Here is an 18,700-nt window from a genome sequence, read left to right as displayed (position 1 = left end):
AAAAAAACCGGCGCAATTTGCGCCGGTTTTTTTGGGCTTGTTGAAAGACGCTCAGGGGGCTTGCGGCAGGTCTGAATCGCTCTCCTGCACATGCTGATGCAGCAGCACACTGGCAGTCTTGGCGGCGTTGTAGTCCATCACCAGTTGTGGTTCGTCGGTAAAAACGCCATCGGCACCCATGGCCGCGACAAGGTGCAGGTCGTCAGAGTGGTTGACGGTGAACACATAGTTCCTGAGTCCGCGGCGCTTGCCGTCGGCGATCAGGTCCGCATCCACAAAATCCAGGCTCAGGTGCAACGAGTAGGCCTTTAGCGGTTCGGCGCAGGCCGCCAGGTCGAGCGGAATGCCTGCGAGCAAGGCGCCGCGACGTACTTCCGGTACCAGCTGCAGGCACTCGTAGATCTGTCGGTGATCGAACGAGGAGACCAGGTACTGCTCGAACCCGGAGCCGCTGTCGCGCACATAGGATTCCAGTTCCCGCGCTACCAGAGCAGCGCAGTTGGGACCCTTAAGTTCGATATTGAGCTGCACATTGTTGCCCACCAGTTCCAGCACTTCGCGCAGCGTCGGTACGTGTCCGCCGCAGGGCAGCAGTCTGGCGCGCAGCGCCTCGGGACACATGTCGGTGAGGAGTTCGCTGCCGGCTATCAGGCGGCCGAGGCGGCGGTCGTGCTGGACCAGTAATTGCCCGCCGACATTCCAGATATCGATCTCGATACCGTCCACATCGAATTCGAGCGCATGCTCGATGGCCTGAAGGGTGTTTTCGGAGGCTCGCTGACGGTAGCCGCGATGGGCGAAACAGAAGAGGGAGCCGGGTGTTTGCATCTTGACCGACCTTGCGGGAGTGCCGTGGCGCGCCCGTCTGCTTGAGTTGGGACTGGTTTCCAGCTTCAGTTACCGGAACGGTTAGTCGACAGTATCTAGACGAAGTATGACGCGGGTATGACAGTGCGACCAGTGATTTTGTCGCATGGGTTCCGGCCCTGCCCAGGGGATCAATCCCCCGCCAGGGCCCGGTAGCGACCGCGGTGAAACAGCAGCGGCTCGCCGCCGTTGGCGGTGAATTCCAGGACTTCGCCCAGCAGGATGGTGTGGTCACCGCCATCGATACACTGCGCCAGACGGCAGTGGAAATACGCGGCGCAGTCATCCAGTTGGGGAATGTCGTTGGAGCCGGCTTGCCAGTGCACCTGGCCGAACTTGTCTGCACCGCGGCCGGCAAACAGGTTGGAAATGTGTTGCTGGTCCGCTTTCAGCACGTGTACGGCGAAGTGCTCCTGAGCGGTAAAGGCTGTGTAGCCGAGGGACTGCTTGTCGATACTCCACAGCACCAGTGCCGGATCCAGCGAGACGGAATTAAAGCTGTTGACAGTCATACCCACGGGCTGGCCGGCGGCATCGCGGGTGGTGACCACGGTGACGCCGGTGGCGAACTGGCCCAGGGTGTCGCGCAGGGCGCGGCTCTGCTGGGCGGCGGGGGAAAGTGCCTGGGTGCTGTCTGTACTCATACCGTCGTTTAATTTTTGTGCAAATTTCAAGCTGGCGGCCATTCTACGGTAAAAGCGCCGACATTGCGCGTTTTACCGCAGTTCTCCCGGCAGTGGGGGCTCAGTCGCTGGTGGCAGCGCTATCCATCAGTGGCGCGCACTCGGCGGCCAGGGTATCCCGGGCGGCGATGGCGGCGCCGGTCAGGGCAAAGCCCAGCAACTGACCGCTGGCACCGCGAAACTCTGCCCGCACACCGTCGGTGGCGGATTCGATATGCCACTCGCCCTCGGCGCCGGCCCTCGGCGGGCACACGGTGGTCGGGCGCAGGGTGGTTTTGACGGCGACCGGGATGGCGCCATAGTTGACCGACGTCGGCTCGCCGGTCAGGGTTTTGGCCAGGACGCGGGCGCAGGCTATCAGTGGTGCCACGAAATAGAGTTGGTGGCCATCCACCTCGGCGCAGTCGCCGAGTGCATAGATGTTGGCGTCGCTGCTCTGCAGCTGCCGGTTCACGGCGATGCCCCGGTTGATCTGCAGTCCGGCGGCCTCGGCCAGGCCGGTATTCGCCTGCAGTCCCAGGGCGGCGAGCGCGATGTCCGCCTCGAGGCTTTCACCGCTGGACAGTTCGGCGCTAACCCCCTGACCTTTGCGGGTGAGTCGGGTAACCCGACTGTTGCCGTGGAAGCGCACCCCGGCGCTCTCCAGTGTGCGCTGCAGGTCGCGTCCGGCCGCTTCCGGCAGCAGGCTGGCCAGCGGCCAGTCGAGCGGATCAACCACATCGACCGTAAAGCCGGCCTGGATCAGATCATTGGCGAATTCGCAGCCGATCAGTCCGCCCCCCATCAGGAGTACCCGGCGGCGGCCGACCAACGCGGTGCGGAAGCGGTGGTAGTCGTTGAGGCTGTTGACCCGGTACAGGCGCGCGTGACCGTCGCCGTCGATGTTGGGGAGGGGCTGGCAGCCGGCACCGGTGGCGAGTACCAGCTTGCCATAATGCAGTGTGGCACTGTGGCTGCCGTTGTCCGGGATCAGTGTCAGGGCTCTGGTGGGGGCATCGATACCGGTGACCCGGGTATGCACCAGTATTTCCGCATTCAGCTCCTTCGCCATCTCCTCGGCAGTGGCACCAGAAAGCTGTTGCGGGGTTTTGCCGTGGGCAAGCGAGGCGGACAGTAGTGGCTTGGAATAGTAGGTGCCGTCGTCGCCAGTGATCATGACCAGCGGTGTGGTTTTGTCGAGCTTGCGGAATTCGCGGGCCAGGTTGTAACCGGCGAGGCCGGTACCGATGATCACCAGCGGCTCCACTTCGGTATTTACAGTGCTCGACGGCGCGGTTTCACCGGCCGCCGGTTCCGGTGCTTTGACCAACACCATATCGAACTCGTCCTTGCCGACGCCGCACTGTGGGCAACACCAGTCCTCGGGAATATCCTCCCATCGGGTGCCCGGTGCGATGCCGTCCTCCGGCCAGCCCTTGGATTCGTCGTAGACCCAGCCGCACACCATGCACTCCCAGATGCGGTTACCGGTGGCAGTTTCGATCGGCTGTGCTGAGGTCGCCGGGGTGCTGCCGGCGGCGACCGGGGCGCGAACCGTCGGTGATTCAGCGGTAGCTGCGGCGGGGGCCACCGCGAGCATATCGAAATCTTCTTTGGCGGCGCCGCACTCGGGGCAGCTCCAGTCGTCGGGGATATCTTCCCAGCGGGTACCGGGCGCTATACCGTCTTCCGGCCAGCCTTTTGCCTCATCGTATATCCAGCCACAGATCTGGCATTCCCAAACGCGGTATTCCGCCATGTGCTCCCCCGAAAATCTATAGAAAACCCGGCCGCAGCCGGGTCATTATTCACTGGATGGGGAGTGTAAAAAAAATAGCGGTGGAAGTCTGCTAGAAGCTGTCGCTGGGGCGCTATTCGGCATCGCGCTGGGCGATGTTGGTGAGCGCGCTGTGATAGATCTCGGCGATTTCCTGCGGGCCGGTAATGGAAATGCCCAGATCGTGCACCAGCCCGTCCTTGAGGCCGTAGACCCAGCCGTTGACAGAGAGCTGCTGTCCCGAGCGCCAGGCGTCGCGCACGATGGTGGTCTGGCACACGTGAATGACCTGCTCGAGGACATTGAGCTCGCACAGCAAATCGATACGCTCTTTTTGCTGGAACAGGTCGATCAGGGTGTGGTGTTTGTCACGCACATCCTGGATATGGCGCAGCCAGTTGTCGATCAGACCCAGCTGCTGGTTTTCCAGTGCCGCCTGCACACCACCGCAACCGTAATGGCCGCAGACGATGATGTGCCGGACCTTGAGAATTTCCACCGCGTATTGCAATACCGACAGACAGTTGAGATCCGTGTGTACCACCACATTGGCCACATTGCGGTGGACGAACAGCTCACCGGGCAACAGGCCGACGATCTCATTGGCCGGTACGCGGCTGTCGGCGCAGCCAATCCACAAATAAGCCGGAGATTGCTGTTCCGACAGCTGGAGGAAGAAATTCGGCTGTTCCTTGCGGGTCGCAAGGGACCACTGCCGGTTGTTCTTTAATAAATGATCTAGCGGGCGCAATGGCATTCCCAAAATGACTGACTGTCCATGGTGGAGCATAGCGGCTTTACCCGGTCCGGCCAAGCTTCAGGCACTGGTGATGAAGACGGACCTACTCGCGGTCTAGAACCATCGGCGCTGAAGCCGGGGTAGCCCCGCGCGATCACTGAAAGCGTCACCGCGATCTGGTAACCTGCGGCGCACAATTCCGATGCCGGACGCGGGGTGGTCGGCATCCTCAAATGATGAGTGGAATCCATGGCTAGAAGAACCCGCCGGCCTTCGCGCCGCCGCCGCACCTATCGCAGCAGCCCGCTTCATCGCCACCGGGCGCGCGTGGCCTGGCTGCGGGCCCAGCGCACGCGTGTGCGCAATTACTTGCGGCGCTTCGGCACCATCGGCAACGGCGGCAAGGGTGATATTGGTAACAATGGGGAGATCGGTGGCGAAAACTGATTGCGTGCTTGCCGCCCGACAATTTCCCGACGATGCCCCTTTCCCGCATACACGCAATTCGAGATAGTTACTTGTCGATATAGTTATTTTCTGGAGTCGAGATGAACGAAATCACAGCCGCACTGACAACGGTGATTGCCGATTATCGCGATGCCCGCCACGGACGGGATATTGTCGCGCTGATGGAGGAATATTCGCGCGATCCTTTTGGCGGCGGTGAGCCCCTGTCGGAAACCTGTCGCGCTCAGCTGGTGAGTAAGCTGGCAGAGTTTCCCGGTGCCTTCAGCGTGCTGGCCTACCGCGGCGAGGAGGCCCTGGGGCTGGTGAACTGCTTTATGGGGTTTTCCACTTTCGTCTGCCAGCCGCTGGTCAATATTCACGATGTGGTTGTCAGTGCGAAGGCCCGCGGCGCCGGTGTCTGCGGTGCCATGCTCGACCTGGTCGCACGCGAAGCGAAGAGCCGCGGATGTTGCAAGCTGACAATGGAAGTATTGGAAAAAAACCTGCCCGCACAGGTCGCCTATCGCAAGTCCGGTTTCAAGCCCTACACCCTCGATGAGGAAATGGGCCAGGCCCATTTCTGGCAGCGTTACCTGTAAGTGAAAATCAGCGGGGGTGCCGGAATATTCCCGCTGTTTTTTCTGCGAAAATCCTTTCTGTTCCACGGTTTATCCTGGCGTCATTGCGAGCGCAGGTAAGCCTTCCCTGTGCAATACTTTCTGCAGCGTTGGATTTGATGTTTAGCGTCAAGTCGTGCATCAAAATTGTGCGTGGGCGAGACAGGGAGGAATTTGGCCATGCGATTGAGCTCCACTTTGGCGCAGGGGCGTTACTACTACTGCTGTGATGGTCGAGAAATGCCGGTACAGGATCACTGGCAGCTCGGTAACGACGATGATGGCCGCCGTATCCTTTTGAGTCAGCGTCTGGTCGGCGAGCGCGGATTTGGCATGGAGGTGGGCGCACTACTCAGTGATGGATTGGTCAGTGAGTGTCGCGTCTGCTGGCGCGATGAAGTGGATGAAGTCCACGCGCATTACCGCCTGCTGGCCGCAGAAAACCGTGCACCGCAGATCGGCGACAGTATTGAGGCTCACTGGAGCGGTCCCAATGGGCCGCAGGAGTCCAATATCGAAGGTCGCGGGCGCCTGTTGTTTCCGCTGATGCGGATTTTCATGGGGCCGTTGCTGCTCAAACTACAACAGTATCCGGGTGGGCTCGAAGTCATCTCGCCGGATATCGTCGACCCTTCCCAGCGTGGCAAACTGCTTGCCCCGCGCATCAGCTACCGCAGCGCGCGTCTGATGGCCGGCGACTCCGCCACCCAGGGGGCACACGACCTGGGCGCAGAGGTGACCGGATTCATTTACCAGGGCGATGAAGCCGAGCGGGACGCCCACTGTTATGTGGATGGCCGCGGGCTGTTGGTCGGATACGACTGGCCTTCCAGTACTGGTCGCCTCTGGCAAGTCAGATTGCGCGATCTGGAATGGTCCCCACAGCTTTCGGGACTCGTCTAGGTTCGACGGGCCCCCGCACTGCCTCATCCCCTGTCAGCTGGTGAACTCTCCCTGAGCAATTCAGCGCCTTCCGGTGTAAGCTTGCGACGCGTTTGATGTATCCAGTCAGGGGGAAGACCTTTGTTGCGCCGCAATTCCTTTCGTTACTCCGGTTTTGTACTCAATTTGCTGCTTGCTGCGGCACCGTGCCTCGCGGAAGAGGTGGCCCCGGAATCCCCCGAGCAAGTAGAGACGGTTCAGGAGGAGTCCGACGGGGACGGCACCATTCCTGGCGTCAATCCGGAGCTCACGCTGGAGCAGCAGGAGGAAATCTGTCTCCGGGAGCAGCTGCTGGTGGCCCCAGCCAGTATCACCCTCGAGGAAATGCGCCGCTTCTGTGTCGACCAGGTCCGCGTGCCCCCTTCGGAGCGGGAGCCGCGACCAGTATTCGGCACAGTGTCCCAGCCGCCAGAAGAACCGCTCGCAGCGGACGAGCCGCAGATCAGTGAGCGAGCGCAGGCAATCCGCGATGCGGCCAACAATCCCTTTACTCTCGCTTCCCACAAGACCAATTACCTGCTGCCGGTGGTCTACAACCCGTCGCCGAACAAGGCTGGACTGGAGGATTTTAACGCCGTCGGGGAGCCCGTTGCCCTGGATCCCGTCGAAGTTCAGTTCCAGTTATCGGTGCAGGTGCCCGTATGGCGCGGGTTTCTCGGCAAGGCATCCTTCATGAGCGTGGCCTACACCAACCGCAGCTTCTGGCAGGCGTATAACTCCGATGACTCGTCGCCGTTCCGCGAGACCAATCACGAGCCGGAACTGATCATGACCTGGCTCAACGACTGGACCCTGTTCGGCTTTAACAATGTGGCCAACCAGCTGGCGATCAACCACCAGTCCAATGGCCGCAGCGAACCCCTGTCCCGCAGCTGGAATCGCATCTATAGCAACTTCATTTTCGAGCGCGACAACTACTTTTTCTCCTTCAAGCCCTGGTATCGTATCCCCGAGAGCGAGGAGGAAGACGACAACCCGGATATCGAGGACTACCTCGGTCACTTCGAGTTCACCGGCGGATACCGCGGAGCGGGCCACAAACTCTCGATAATGCTGCGCAACAACCTGCAGTCAAAGAATCGCGGTGCGGTAGAGTTGCGCTGGGGCTTCCCCATCGGCAACCGGGTGCGCGGCTACGTGAAATACTTCAACGGCTACGGCGAGAGCCTGATTGACTACGATGAATCGGTGCAGACATTGGGAATCGGATTTGAGCTGGCGCAGGGATTTTAGGGAAACTCTGAATAAGTCCGTGATGCCTCTGGCTTTCAGGGCGGCTCACATTCAAGGCGCGCCTTCGCAGGAATGTCGAGACCTTTCAAGAAGTCGCAACGCGGGCAAGCCCCTACGGGCGGCCCCTGAAGGCCGCAGCTGCCGCGTTGCAGCTCTTGCAAAGGGCTGCTGCCATTCGCGGCGAACTGCGCCTGACATCTGCAGCCTTCAGGGGCCGCAGAGACATAACGGACTTAAGCAGAGGTTCCCCCGTGGGATTTGAAGACACCTACCGCCTCAGTGCCCACGCGGTGATCACTAACGAGGTCGGTGAGGTATTGCAACTGCGCGCCACCTACGCGGATCGGAACTGGGGATTGCCTGGTGGCGCACTCGACGCCGGCGAGACGGTGCACGAGGCGCTGCTGCGGGAGTGTCGCGAGGAGCTCGGCCGGGACGTGCGCATCGAGTATCTGAGCGGTATCTATTATCACCGGGTCTACAATTCCCACGTTTTCATCTTTCGTGCCCACTTCACCGATTCGCGGGAAATCACGCTCTCCGACGAACACTCCGAGCTGGCCTATTTCCCACCTTCCGAGCTGTCGCCGGTGCAGCGACAGCGCGTCAACGACTGCCTGCATTTCGATGGCCGAGTGCGGAGCGCAAAGTTCTGATTTGGCCCCTCTAAACGGCAGCAGATTTCGCCAAGCTGTCGCCTTTTGGCAATTATCGCTAAATCCCGACTGTTCGCGGAAATCCCCGCGCGCCTCCTTTAGTATCTGCCGCAACCTCTGGATGAGTAACGGGGTTCGGCGGCCATTACTCCGGCGTATCTGTCCGCGCCGTCGCACCTCTTCGTTATTCCAAAATTGTAAATAAAATCAAAAAGTTAACTGGACGAGACAGCAGCCGCCGGCGCGGGCCGGGCTATGCTGATGGATAAGAACTATGGGTTTGGATTTGAAGATGCCTGATCTGGGCAACCTGAGCGAGAGAGTGCAATCGCTGACGTGTCGCGTGGCCCTGATCAGCGATGATCGCGAACTGGCCGACAACTGGGTCGGCGCCCTCAATACCACTGCCGCACAGCACGAAAACCCGTTTGGGTTAAGTTTCGAGACGGTGACCACCGATACGGTCGAACGTCTGGCGCTGGACGAGGATGAGCTGCAGGCGCTGATCGTGGATGCGGGCAGCGACGCCGGTGGATTGGCGGCGGCCGAGGCGCTGGTAGACCGGCTGCACGCCTTGCGCGGGCAGTTGAATGTGTTCCTGGTAGCCCAGGGCTGTGATATTTCGGTATCGGTGCGTCAGCGTTTCGACGAGCTGTTCGACCGCCGCGAGTGCAACTTCAACCAGATGTTCCGCCTGGTGCAGGCGTTTATCGCACGCCGCGCTTCCACTCCCTTTGCCGACACCCTGAAAGAATATGTTTTCTCTGCCCGTGACGCCTGGCACACCCCGGGTCATTCCGGTGGCGACAGCCTGCGCAACAGCCCCTGGGTGGGGGATTTCTATCGCTTCATGGGCGAGCATGTCTTCAATACCGACCTGTCCGTTTCGGTGCAGGTGCTCGACAGCCTGCTGGAACCGCACTCGGTAATTCAGGAGGCCCAGGATCTGGCCGCGCAGACATTCGGCGCTGAGCACACCTTCTTCCTGACCAACGGAACCTCCACTGCCAACAAGGTGGTGATCCAGCAGATTCTCGGTGGCGGTGGCAAGATCATCGTCGACCAGGCTTGCCATAAGTCAGTGCATCACGCCATCGTTTTGAACCGCTGTGAGCCGGTTTACCTGAAGTCGGTACTGCATCCGGAATTCGGCATCTACGGCCCGGTAAAGCGCGCGGATATCGAGCAGGCCCTGGATGAGCACGGCGATGCGCGCCTGCTGGTGATCACCTCCTGCACCTACGACGGCCTGCGCTACGACCTGAAACCGATCATCGACTACGCCCACGAACGCGGCGTCAAGGTACTGGTGGACGAGGCCTGGTATGCCCACGGCTATTTCCACCCGCAACTGCGTCCCACGGCGCTGGAATGCGGCGCCGACTATGTCACCCAGAGTACCCACAAGATGCTGTCGGCCTTTTCCCAGGCCAGCATGATCCATGTGCAGGACCCGGATTTCGACGACCATCGCTTCCGCGAAAACCTGAACATGCACGCCTCCACCAGCCCGCAGTACGCGATGATTGCCAGCCTCGATGTAGCCCGCAAACAGGTGGCAATGGAGGGCTACGCACGGCTCAATCAGTGCCTCAAGATGGTGGAGACTCTACGCAAGGCTGTGGACGATACCGGCGTCTTCCGTGCGCTGACTCGCGATGACCTGATTGCCGAGCCCCTTGCCGACGACAATATCCGCCTGGACCCGACCAAGGTCACCATCGATATCTCCGCCAGCGGTTACTCCGGCGGCGAGATGCAGATCAAGTTGTTCGAGCAGTACGGCATCCAGGTGGAGAAGACCACCTACAACACTGTCAGTGTGCTGGTGACCCTCGGTAGCACCGAGAGCAAATTGCTGCGCCTGATCCACGCTTTCAAGCAGCTGGCTCGCAGTGCGCGCAAGCGCCTGCATGTACCTTCGCCGCGGCGCCTGCCGGAATTCACCCGGCTGACCTGCCTGCCGGCGGATGCCTACTTCGCCGAAACCGAAGAGCTGCCGCTGATGGACAATGGCACGCTGGCGGAGAAGAACCTGATCGGCCGCATCAGCGCCGACGAGATCGTCCCCTATCCGCCGGGCATTCCGGTGCTGGTGCCGGGGCAGGAAATCTCGGCGCAGATTGTCCAGTATTTACAGCAGTTGTTGCAGGGGCAGAATGCCACCGAAATCCACGGACTGATTTTCCGCTCCGATGAGCCGCTGTTGCGTGTCGTGCGCGAAAACGGCCCGTCGTCCAGTGCGCCAAAGAAGTCGCCAAAGGCATCGCGTAAAAACGGCTCCTGACTTCAGCGCGCCGACGCAATCCGGCAGGGAGGCTGGATGAGTTTTGCCAATCCCGAAAGTGTCCTTGTCGCCGGCGCCAGTGGCGGCCTCGCCCGCGCCCTTGGCGCGGAGCTGGTCCGCCGCAATCCGCAAGTGCAATTGCTGACCGTCAGCCGCGGCGCAAAGGAAGGCTTTGTCGGGCACTCGGGAAGTCATGAGCACCTGACCACGGCATTGGACGAAACCGCTTCGGTCGACGCAGCGCGAGAATTTATCGCCGCTCAGGAACGGCTGCCGGACTGGGTCATCAACTGTTGCGGCCTGCTGCATACCGACACTCACGGCCCGGAAAAATCCCTCGAACAGTGCGACGACGACTGGCTGCTGCAGTCGATGCAAATCAATGTCCTCACACATCTGCATCTGGCCCGGGCGCTCTCACCGCTGTTGCAGCGGCGCAGCCCAATGCTGTGGGTATCGCTGTCGGCCAAGGTCGGCAGCATCGAGGACAATCGCCTCGGCGGCTGGTACAGCTACCGCATGAGCAAGGCGGCGCTGAATATGCTGGTCAAAAACCTGTCGATCGAGTGGGGCAGGCGGGTCCCCGGGAGCTGTGTCGTGGCGATTCATCCCGGCACGACAGACACAGAACTGTCGAAGCCCTTTCAGGCCAATATTCCCGCGGACAAACTCTATACGCCGGCGCAAAGTGCCGGGCGCATTGTCGATGTGTTGGAGAAACTGGACGCGGAGGACAGCGGCCAGCTGCTGTTCTGGGATGGCAGTGTGTTGCCCTGGTAAAGCGATAGGGGATGAACCGCCTTTGGGGTTCGGTTCGATCGGAAAAGGCGCCCTGGGGGCGCCTTGTTTTTCTATGGTTTAGCCAGTACCGGCACCTGGCTGGCCGGGTCGACGACCTTGCCGTCCCGATGGATCTCCCAGTGCAGGTGGGGGCCGGTGGCCTTGCCGGTGGCGCCGACCAGGCCGAGGATCTGGCCCTGTTCGACTTTGTCGCCTTTGTGCACCAGGCGTTTGTCCAGATGGGCATAAAGCGTTTCCACACCGTGCCCGTGGTCGATGACCACCACTTCGCCGCTGGCTCCTTCGGTGCCGGAGAAAGTGACTACCCCATCCTTGGGTACCTGCACTTGGGTACCTCGCGGCGCCGCCAGGTCGATGCCCTTGTGCAGGCGCTTCTCCTTATAGCCCGCGTCCTTGATGGGCCAGGGTCTGGTGCCGAATTTGGAGGTGACCCTGGCCTCGGGCAGCGGGTTGATAAAGGCGTCCGCGACCTTGTCGGCCAGGGCCAGCTGGGGCTGCAGGCCCAGCATCAGGACGCCGCCGGCCAGGCTCAGCGACCACAGCGCTCTATTGGAACCCTTGCGGGCGCTCAGTTTGCCGTTCAAAATATGACGGATTCTCAAGGTAAATCTCCTTTTGCTTTGCGTTGAGAATGCCGCGACAGGATCATTGCCGTGAGCTGTCGCGGTTTGGCGAAGGGTCTTCAGCATTGCGTCTGCATAGGCCCTTCGCCGTTTCGGGTTTTCTTTTCTGAGTACCTGCTCATCACAGCCCTGCTCGAGGGCATCCACCGCCTTTTTCGCCAGCGCTTTCAATGGCCAGTTGAACCACAGCAGCGCCGCCATCCATTGCAGGCCCTGCATCGCCAGGGGATCGCGCCGCGCCAGGTGCTCCAGTTCGTGGCGCACCACCAGGCGAATCTGTTCCAGGGACAGGTTATCGAGGGTCCACTGGCTGAGCGCCAGGGTAGGCGTCGGCAGGGCTGTGGCAAAGGGAGAGATTCGCGCTTCCACCAGCACCAGCTTCATTCTTTTTGGGGCGTCCAGTACGCCCAGATGTCGGGCCAGCTCGCCGTTTACCGGCAGGGACTTGCCCCGTCTCACCAGGCGGGTCAGCCGCAACTGACCCAGTAACAGGCGGGCCACACCGATAACCGCGCCCAGCGCCCAGATCGAACCCCAGATCACCAGTCCCCATTGCCAGGGGAAGGCAGTGCCGTCCGTAGGCGCTGTGAGTTCAACGACGTCGGAACCAGCCTGGGGCGGCGCCATCAACGCCGGCAAGCTCAGCGCGATCGCCGGAGCCTTGTCTGCGGCGGGAAGGAAACCGAGGCAGAAACTGGTGAAGGTCAACACGACCGCTGCCAACCAGGGCTCGCGCCAACCGTTCAACCAGTCCAGGCGACCGGCCAGTAGCACCAGCATGCCCAGCAATGTGGCTCCGGCAGCGAGGGAGATCAGGCTGGACAGGGCCAGCTGGGCAAGCCATTCAATCATCTTCGCCTCCGTTTTTATCTTCCTTTTCGCCTTCCTTTGTTTTTCCGCTCTGGGCCAGCAGTGCTTCCAAGTCCTTCAGTTCGGCTTCGCTGAGCAGTTCGCTGCCGGCAAAAAAGGACGCTGGCACCGGCCCCTTGATCTCAAGTACCCGCTCGGCGAAATCCCGTGCATAGGCGGCCAGAGTCTCAACCTTGTCTGCCCCGGCTTCGAATACCTTGAGCCCATGTACTTCGAAGGCCTGCAGCAGGCCTTTGTCCTGCATGCGGTCCAGTGTCTTGCGAGTGGAGGAATAGGACCAACCCAGTTGGTCTTCAATCCGCTGATGGATCTCGCGGGCGCTGAGGGGCGATTGCTGCCAGAGGGCCTTGAGGATGGCGAGCTCCGACGCCGAGGGTTGCGGTTTCATGATGAACTGCCTTGTGACGTATGGGATTAATGTACGACACATGTCGCAACCGTGCAACTATTGTCGCCTCCGGGCTTTAACTCCCATATTCCGGGCCGATGAACCGCTGCTGTGGGGCAGGAGGCGGAGGTCTGGTGCCAGCCCTCTGGGGGGGGCAGCCAGGGGCTGCACTTGGCGGCGCAGCGATGTTGAAATAACCTGCGTTGTTCAATTGGCGCAGGGAAAAACGAGCTGATGCAAACGCCCGACTGGAAAATCTTTCACGCCGCACTCTGGCGCGCCCGTCGTGCGCAGTTAAAGCCGGTCACGCGGCTGGATCCGGTCAGCCTGGAGCAGCTTGTCGGCATCGACCACCAGAAGCAGCAGCTGATGGATAATACTCGCCGCTTCTTGCGCGGCGAGCCGGCCAATCACGCGCTGCTGTGGGGCGCGCGCGGCACCGGTAAGTCCAGCCTGATCAAGGCGCTGTTAAATGAATTCGCCGAGGACGGATTGCGTTGCGTCGAGGTTAACTTGCAAGACCTCGACGACCTGCCGGAAGTCGTGGATCTCCTCGACAATGAATCCGCGCGCCACTACCGCTTTATCCTGTTTTGCGACGATCTCTCTTTTGAACAGGGTGATCCGCGCTATAAGAATCTCAAGACGGTACTGGCCGGCTCGCTCGAGCTGCCGCCGGACAACGTGTTGCTCTACGCGACATCCAACCGGCGCCACCTGTTGCCGGAAGACGCGCGCGACAATGCGCAGACCCGGGTGGTGGGCAATGAACTGCACCATGGTGATTCCGTCGAGGAAACCCTGTCCCTGGCCGACCGCTTTGGCCTGTGGCTGAGTTTCTATCCCGCCGACTGGAACACCTATCTGCAGATAGTGGATAGCTATTTCGCGGATTTCCGCGGTGATCGCTCCGAGTTGCACGCGGCTGCGAAACAGTTTGCGATGTTGCGCGCAAACCATAGCGGCCGCACCGCGGAGCAGTTTTTTCTGAGTTTCAGCACAGCGAAGTGATACACGTTTCCGCTTGATGATCTGGAAGCGCAGCGGAAGTCGGGGGGTTGATCGCCGCCACTAACTAAATGGATAGTCGAGTGACTGCTTGGTTCCCGCGTATGCCAAGTGACCGCCGGGGCAGTTGATCACCGAGTTCGTGCCTTTTGCTTCCGCCCGGTTTTTGCGTCATATGCGTCTCGGGAGTAGACTGCCGGCGCGGACTATCCGCGATTAACTTTAAATTTATTCTCAGGGCGGGGTGGAATTCCCCACCGGCGGTATTTTCAGATTTCTGAGAGAGCCCGCGAGCGCCTGCCGATGGCAGGGTCAGCAGATCTGGTGAGAAGCCAGAGCCGACGGTTAGAGTCCGGATGGGAGAGAATAAACCGGCAAGTGATCTTTCTTTTTCACTGTCGTACAGGTGACGGCTTCCTTTTGCTCGCGCGGAGCAAAGGTGTCGGTGCGCCTGCGCTCCTGCATGCCCTGATTCAGGTAACTTGAAAGGTATTTACCATGAATCAGTCATTACTATCCCAATTTGGCGATGCCAATTCCCGTGTCGAAAAAGCCCTGGCTGCACTGCGCAGTGGCGGCGGCGTACTGTTGGTGGACGACGAAGATCGCGAGAACGAAGGCGACCTGATCTTCTCCACCGACTTCCTTACCGAGCAGCAGATGGCCCTGCTGATTCGCGAGTGCAGTGGCATTGTTTGCCTGTGCCTGCCCGATGAAAAAATCCGTGCACTGGAATTGGCGCCGATGGTAGCGGACAACTCCAGCCGCTACGGTACGGCATTTACCGTTTCCATCGAGGCGGCACAGGGCGTTTCGACGGGCGTTTCCGCCGCCGATCGGGTAGCAACCGTCAAGGCTGCGGCGGCATCTGGGGCACGCCCGGAAGATTTGCACCGTCCCGGACATATCTTCCCCCTGCGCGCCCAGGCGGACGGCGTGCTTGCCCGCCGCGGCCATACCGAAGGCACCGTCGACCTGATGAAACTGGCCGAACTTTCGCCTTCCGGCGTGCTATGCGAACTGACCAACCCCGATGGCACCATGGCGCGATTGCCGGAAATAGTCGCGTTTGCCCGGCAACACGATATGACGGTGCTCTCCATCGAAGATATCGTTTGCTATCGCGAGGCGATGACCAGAATAGCGGTGTGATAGTTTCGCTGCCTACGCTTATATGATTGTCTGCAATTGGCGTTGGCGGCGATGCTTTTTCCTGTTTTTGCCAATTGCAGTTGTCGGCGATTGTAGTAGAAGCAGTTTCTGAAATTAGCGGCGGATAGGAACACTGTTGGATGGCGAATATTCTGTTACTCAAATACCTGCATATCACTCTGGCGCTGACCTCTATCAGTTTTTTTGTGCTGCGTTTTCTCGGCCGGCAGGCGGAGGCGCAGTTCGCACGGATTAGCTGGGTCAGGGTTGCGCCGCACTTGATCGATTCACTGCTATTGCTGTCGGGTATCAGCCTCGCGGTGCTCTATCGCATATCGCCGCTGCAGACTCACTGGCTGCTGTTCAAGCTGATACTGATTCTCGGCTATATCGTCGCCGGTAGCCGGGCCATGAAGGCGGAAGACGCGCGTAGCAGAGTGTTTTTTGGCGTGTTGGCACTGGGCCTGGTGGGCGGCGTGGTATTGATGGCCGTGGCCAAGTACTGAATCTGAAGGAGCGGGGAAGTCGCCTGGCTTTGCCAGGCGACTGACTAGAGTAGCCGACCACTATATATCACATGGAGAGTGGGTTACCGCGCTCGATCAGGGTTTTGATATCCAGTCCAGTGGGCAAGGTGCCGGTATTGTGGGCGCCGCTGCTGCCGAGGCGCGAAGCGATAAAGGCCTCGGCCACGGCACTGTTGCCGGACTGCATCAACAAATGGGCCTGCATCGCCAGCGCCATCTGGTCGACCAGGTGACGCGCCCGGTATTCGACCTGGTCCAGCTCAGCGAGCTGATCTTTCAGGACCTTCACTGCGCGATCGTAGCGCAGGTCGGCACCGGTGCTTTTTTCCAGTTCGCTGTACCAGGCCAGCAATACTTCCGGGGTCTTGGCAATCGCGCGCAGTACGTCGAGTGCCTGGATATTGCCGGAACCTTCCCAGATTGCATTGATCGGCGCGTCGCGGTAGAGGCGTGCGGTAATGAAATTTTCGATCACGCCGTTGCCACCCAGGCATTCCATGGCCTCGTAGGCGTGGTGGGGGGTACGCTTGCAGATCCAGTATTTGCCCACGGCAGTGCCGAGACGCATCAGTAGCTGCTGATGTTTGTCGTCCAGATGGTCGAAGGCCTGTGCCATGCGCATGGTCATGGCCACCGAGCCCTCCACTTCGAGCTGCAGGTCGGCGAGCACGTTCTGCATCAGCGGCTGTTCGATCAGGATTTTGCCGAAAGCGCTGCGCTGACTGGCATTGTAAATCGCCTGTACCACGGCCTGGCGCTGGCCGCCGGACGAGCCGATCATGCAATCGAAACGGGTCACCGCTACCATCTCGATGATCGCGTTGACGCCGCGGCCCTCCTCACCCACCAGCCAACCCAGCGCGCCGCGCAGTTCAATCTCTGACGATGCATTGGACACATTGCCGGCCTTGTTTTTCAGGCGCTGAACCTGGATCGGGTTTTTGCTGCCGTCCGGGCGCCAGCGCGGTACCAGGAAACAGGAAAGCCCGCCCGGCGCCTGGGCCAGTACCAGGAAGGCATCGCACATTGGGGCCGAGGTAAACCATTTGTGTCCCACCAGTTCATAGGTGTCGTCGCCGGTCGGCGTCGCAGAGGTGGTATTGGCACGCACATCGGAACCGCCCTGTTTCTCGGTCATGCCCATGCCGATGGTGACGGTACTTTTTTCCGTGTGTGGGCGGTTGCTGGGGTCGTAGGCGCGATCGGTGATTTTCGGCAGCCACTCTTCGGCCAGTTGCGGATTCAGGCGAATGGATGGCACTGAGGCGAAGGTCATGGTGATCGGGCAGCCGTGGCCGGCTTCCACCTGGGAATGCAGATAGTACTTGGCAGCTCGTACCACATGGGCGCCGGGCTTCGGATTGGTCCAGGGCGAACTGTGCAGGCCTTCACTCAGTGCCAGCTGCATCAGCTGGTGGTAGGACGGGTGGTAGCGGACCAGGTCCACGCGGTTGCCGATGCGGTCGTGACTATCGAAGGTCGGTTTGAACTCGTTGGCGTCATAGCCGCGTTCGATCCATTCCCGGCGGCCGCAGACTTCACCGTAGCGTTGCAGGTCATCCTCGCCCCAGTGGCCGCCGTTGTGCTGCACGGCATCGCGCAGCGCGGCGTCGCCGGCGTAGAGGTTGTGGCCGGTCAGCGCCTTGGCCTGGTTGAACACTGCGTGGGTGTGGGCGAGTTCAGACGGGGTATTGTTATCGGGCATGGCGGTTCTCTCTCACGACTTGGTAGGCGCTGTCTCTGGAGCAAAGGGTAGTCCCAATCGCGGGGCTGGCGAACATGCTACTGGCTTCACGGCCGCCGGTCTTGATCATAAGTGACGGCGATCATTGCGGCGTCGCCCAAATACACGCTATTGGCAATTGGCATTAATTTGCCTCCTATTTTCTTTGCTGACAGCGTTGTCATTTTGTTTCCGGTGCCGGTAATATCTGCCGCAGATAAGAAGAGACTGCGATAGCGGAGGCAGCAATGACATTGGGGAAATACTGGCTGGCGGGTGCGCTGGCGTGGCTGATGGCCGCTAGCGGATCGGTCGCGGCGTTGACACGGGAAGATCAACAGGCACCGCAACTGGCGGTGCTCGGTTACTACACCGGCGACGGCCGTGACCTGGGCCGGTACGATTTCGACAAGCTCACCCACGTGATCTTCAGCTTCGTGCACCTGGACGGCAATCGCATGGCTTTCGACAGCGACGAGGCCGTCGCCGCCTATCGCCGCCTGGTAGCGCTGAAGAATCGGCATCCGCAGCTGAAAGTCATGTTCGCGCTCGGCGGCTGGGGCGGCTGTGAGACTTGCTCACCGGTGTTTGCCAGCGCTGAGAACCGTCGGGAATTCGCACGTTCTGTGCTGGCAACCCTGAAACAGTACGGCGGTGACGGCATCGATCTGGACTGGGAGTACCCGACGATCGCCGGCCATCCCGGTCACCCTTACAGCGCGGCGGACCGCGACCATTTCACCGCGCTGGTGGAAGCGTTGCGCGAGAGGCTCGGCCAGGACTACCTGTTGACGTTTGCTGCCGGGGGATTTGAGGAGTATCTGCACAAGGCCGTGGACTGGCGCGCGCTGGCGCCGCTGGTGGACCACATCAACCTGATGTCCTACGACCTGGTCAACGGCTTCAGCACCGTGACCGGACACCACAGCTCGCTGTACTCGACGGCCGAGCAGAGGGACTCCACCGATAACGCCGTGCGCTACCTGCTGGGGCAGGGCGTACCTGCGCGCAAGATAGTCATCGGTGCAGCGTTTTATTCGCGGGTGTGGAAAGACGTGGCAGCGGCCGATGGCGGCCGGTACCAGGCCGGTGTCCATGTGGCGGGGCTGCCGTACCGGGAGATACCAGAGCAATATGACGCTGCGCACGGTTACCAGCTGCAGTGGGATGCAGAGGCGCAGGCGCCATTCGCCTATAACGCGGCGCAACACCGCTACGCCACTTTTGACAACCGCCGTTCGGTAACGCTGAAAACCCGCTATGCCAAAGAGCACGGACTCGGCGGCATCATGTTCTGGCAGCTGCCGGGAGACGGCGACGATAATGGTTTGGTGGACGCGATTTATGCGGAGAAAGTCGCCCGGTAAAGAGGCTGGCCGGC

At 60.6% G+C, this 18,700-nt stretch carries 18 protein-coding genes and 1 riboswitch; of the genes, 11 read left to right on the top strand and 7 right to left on the bottom strand.

Annotation, left to right across the window (positions count from 1 at the left end; all coding sequences use genetic code 11):
* Positions 1–51: 51 nt before the first annotated feature.
* The 4 genes from IG168_RS01710 to can all read right to left on the bottom strand — a co-directional run bounded on the left by IG168_RS01710 (position 52) and on the right by can (position 4,057).
* Positions 52–828 (bottom strand): glycerophosphodiester phosphodiesterase, encoded by a 777-nt coding sequence (locus IG168_RS01710; protein ID WP_193161402.1) that lies wholly within the window; start codon positions 826–828, stop codon positions 52–54.
* Between the two features lie 170 nt (positions 829–998).
* Positions 999–1,511: a flavin reductase family protein gene (locus tag IG168_RS01705; protein ID WP_193161401.1), complete on the bottom strand. Its 513-nt coding sequence runs from the start codon at positions 1,509–1,511 to the stop codon at positions 999–1,001.
* Between the two features lie 100 nt (positions 1,512–1,611).
* Positions 1,612–3,288: an FAD-dependent oxidoreductase gene (locus IG168_RS01700; RefSeq protein ID WP_193161400.1), complete on the bottom strand. Its 1,677-nt coding sequence runs from the start codon at positions 3,286–3,288 to the stop codon at positions 1,612–1,614.
* Between the two features lie 112 nt (positions 3,289–3,400).
* On the bottom strand, positions 3,401–4,057 hold the full coding sequence (gene can / locus IG168_RS01695) for a carbonate dehydratase (RefSeq protein WP_193161399.1): 657 nt from the start codon (positions 4,055–4,057) through the stop codon (positions 3,401–3,403).
* 237 nt (positions 4,058–4,294) lie between these two features.
* On the opposite strand from can, the gene IG168_RS01690 reads away from it, so the two are divergent.
* The 7 genes from IG168_RS01690 to IG168_RS01660 all read left to right on the top strand — a co-directional run bounded on the left by IG168_RS01690 (position 4,295) and on the right by IG168_RS01660 (position 11,007).
* Complete coding sequence (locus IG168_RS01690) at positions 4,295–4,492, top strand: hypothetical protein (protein ID WP_193161398.1); 198 nt, start codon at positions 4,295–4,297, stop codon at positions 4,490–4,492.
* A gap of 101 nt (positions 4,493–4,593) precedes the next feature.
* A complete protein-coding gene (locus IG168_RS01685; RefSeq protein WP_193161397.1) occupies positions 4,594–5,091 on the top strand; it encodes a GNAT family N-acetyltransferase in 498 nt (165 codons plus the stop codon).
* A 198-nt stretch (positions 5,092–5,289) separates the two neighbouring features.
* Positions 5,290–6,012, top strand: coding sequence for a hypothetical protein (locus IG168_RS01680; protein WP_193161396.1), 723 nt, complete (start codon positions 5,290–5,292; stop codon positions 6,010–6,012).
* Positions 6,013–6,132: 120 nt separating this feature from the next.
* Positions 6,133–7,284 carry a phospholipase A gene (locus tag IG168_RS01675; RefSeq protein ID WP_226876406.1) on the top strand — a complete coding sequence of 384 codons (1,152 nt, stop codon included), beginning with the start codon at positions 6,133–6,135 and terminating at the stop codon, positions 7,282–7,284.
* Between the two features lie 251 nt (positions 7,285–7,535).
* A complete protein-coding gene (locus IG168_RS01670; protein WP_193161395.1) occupies positions 7,536–7,940 on the top strand; it encodes an NUDIX hydrolase in 405 nt (134 codons plus the stop codon).
* 292 nt (positions 7,941–8,232) lie between these two features.
* Positions 8,233–10,227 (top strand): aminotransferase class I/II-fold pyridoxal phosphate-dependent enzyme, encoded by a 1,995-nt coding sequence (locus tag IG168_RS01665; protein ID WP_226876405.1) that lies wholly within the window; start codon positions 8,233–8,235, stop codon positions 10,225–10,227.
* A gap of 36 nt (positions 10,228–10,263) precedes the next feature.
* Positions 10,264–11,007 (top strand): SDR family NAD(P)-dependent oxidoreductase, encoded by a 744-nt coding sequence (locus IG168_RS01660; protein ID WP_193161393.1) that lies wholly within the window; start codon positions 10,264–10,266, stop codon positions 11,005–11,007.
* A 71-nt stretch (positions 11,008–11,078) separates the two neighbouring features.
* Here IG168_RS01660 and IG168_RS01655 read toward each other — a convergent pair whose 3' ends face one another.
* Entirely contained in the window at positions 11,079–12,503 is a 1,425-nt protein-coding gene (locus tag IG168_RS01655) for a M23/M56 family metallopeptidase (RefSeq protein WP_193161392.1), read from the bottom strand.
* On the bottom strand, positions 12,496–12,909 hold the full coding sequence (locus tag IG168_RS01650) for a BlaI/MecI/CopY family transcriptional regulator (protein ID WP_193161391.1): 414 nt from the start codon (positions 12,907–12,909) through the stop codon (positions 12,496–12,498). Before IG168_RS01650 ends, IG168_RS01655 begins: the two co-directional genes overlap by 8 nt.
* Before the next feature lie 234 nt (positions 12,910–13,143).
* Between IG168_RS01650 and IG168_RS01645 the strand changes: the two genes are divergently transcribed.
* The 3 genes from IG168_RS01645 (at position 13,144) to IG168_RS01635 (ending at position 15,575) form a co-directional block, all read left to right on the top strand.
* Positions 13,144–13,920, top strand: a complete 777-nt coding sequence (locus tag IG168_RS01645) for an ATP-binding protein (protein ID WP_193161390.1) — start codon at positions 13,144–13,146, stop codon at positions 13,918–13,920.
* A gap of 223 nt (positions 13,921–14,143) precedes the next feature.
* Positions 14,144–14,289: riboswitch (FMN riboswitch) on the top strand.
* A gap of 126 nt (positions 14,290–14,415) precedes the next feature.
* On the top strand, positions 14,416–15,069 hold the full coding sequence (ribB, locus tag IG168_RS01640; RefSeq protein ID WP_193161389.1) for a 3,4-dihydroxy-2-butanone-4-phosphate synthase: 654 nt from the start codon (positions 14,416–14,418) through the stop codon (positions 15,067–15,069).
* Between the two features lie 140 nt (positions 15,070–15,209).
* A complete protein-coding gene (locus IG168_RS01635) occupies positions 15,210–15,575 on the top strand; it encodes a SirB2 family protein (RefSeq protein ID WP_193161388.1) in 366 nt (121 codons plus the stop codon).
* Between the two features lie 67 nt (positions 15,576–15,642).
* Here the strand turns inward: IG168_RS01635 and IG168_RS01630 are convergent, their stop codons facing one another.
* A complete protein-coding gene (locus IG168_RS01630; protein WP_193161387.1) occupies positions 15,643–17,301 on the bottom strand; it encodes an acyl-CoA dehydrogenase family protein in 1,659 nt (552 codons plus the stop codon).
* Between the two features lie 266 nt (positions 17,302–17,567).
* On the opposite strand from IG168_RS01630, the gene IG168_RS01625 reads away from it, so the two are divergent.
* Entirely contained in the window at positions 17,568–18,686 is a 1,119-nt protein-coding gene (locus IG168_RS01625; protein WP_193161386.1) for a glycoside hydrolase family 18 protein, read from the top strand.
* Positions 18,687–18,700 lie beyond the last annotated feature (14 nt).

The sequence above is a fragment of the Microbulbifer hainanensis genome (assembly GCF_014904735.1).
GTDB lineage: Bacteria > Pseudomonadota > Gammaproteobacteria > Pseudomonadales > Cellvibrionaceae > Microbulbifer > Microbulbifer hainanensis.
The sequence above is the reverse complement of the archived record's forward strand: the minus strand, read 5'-3'. Positions and strand labels throughout refer to the sequence as shown.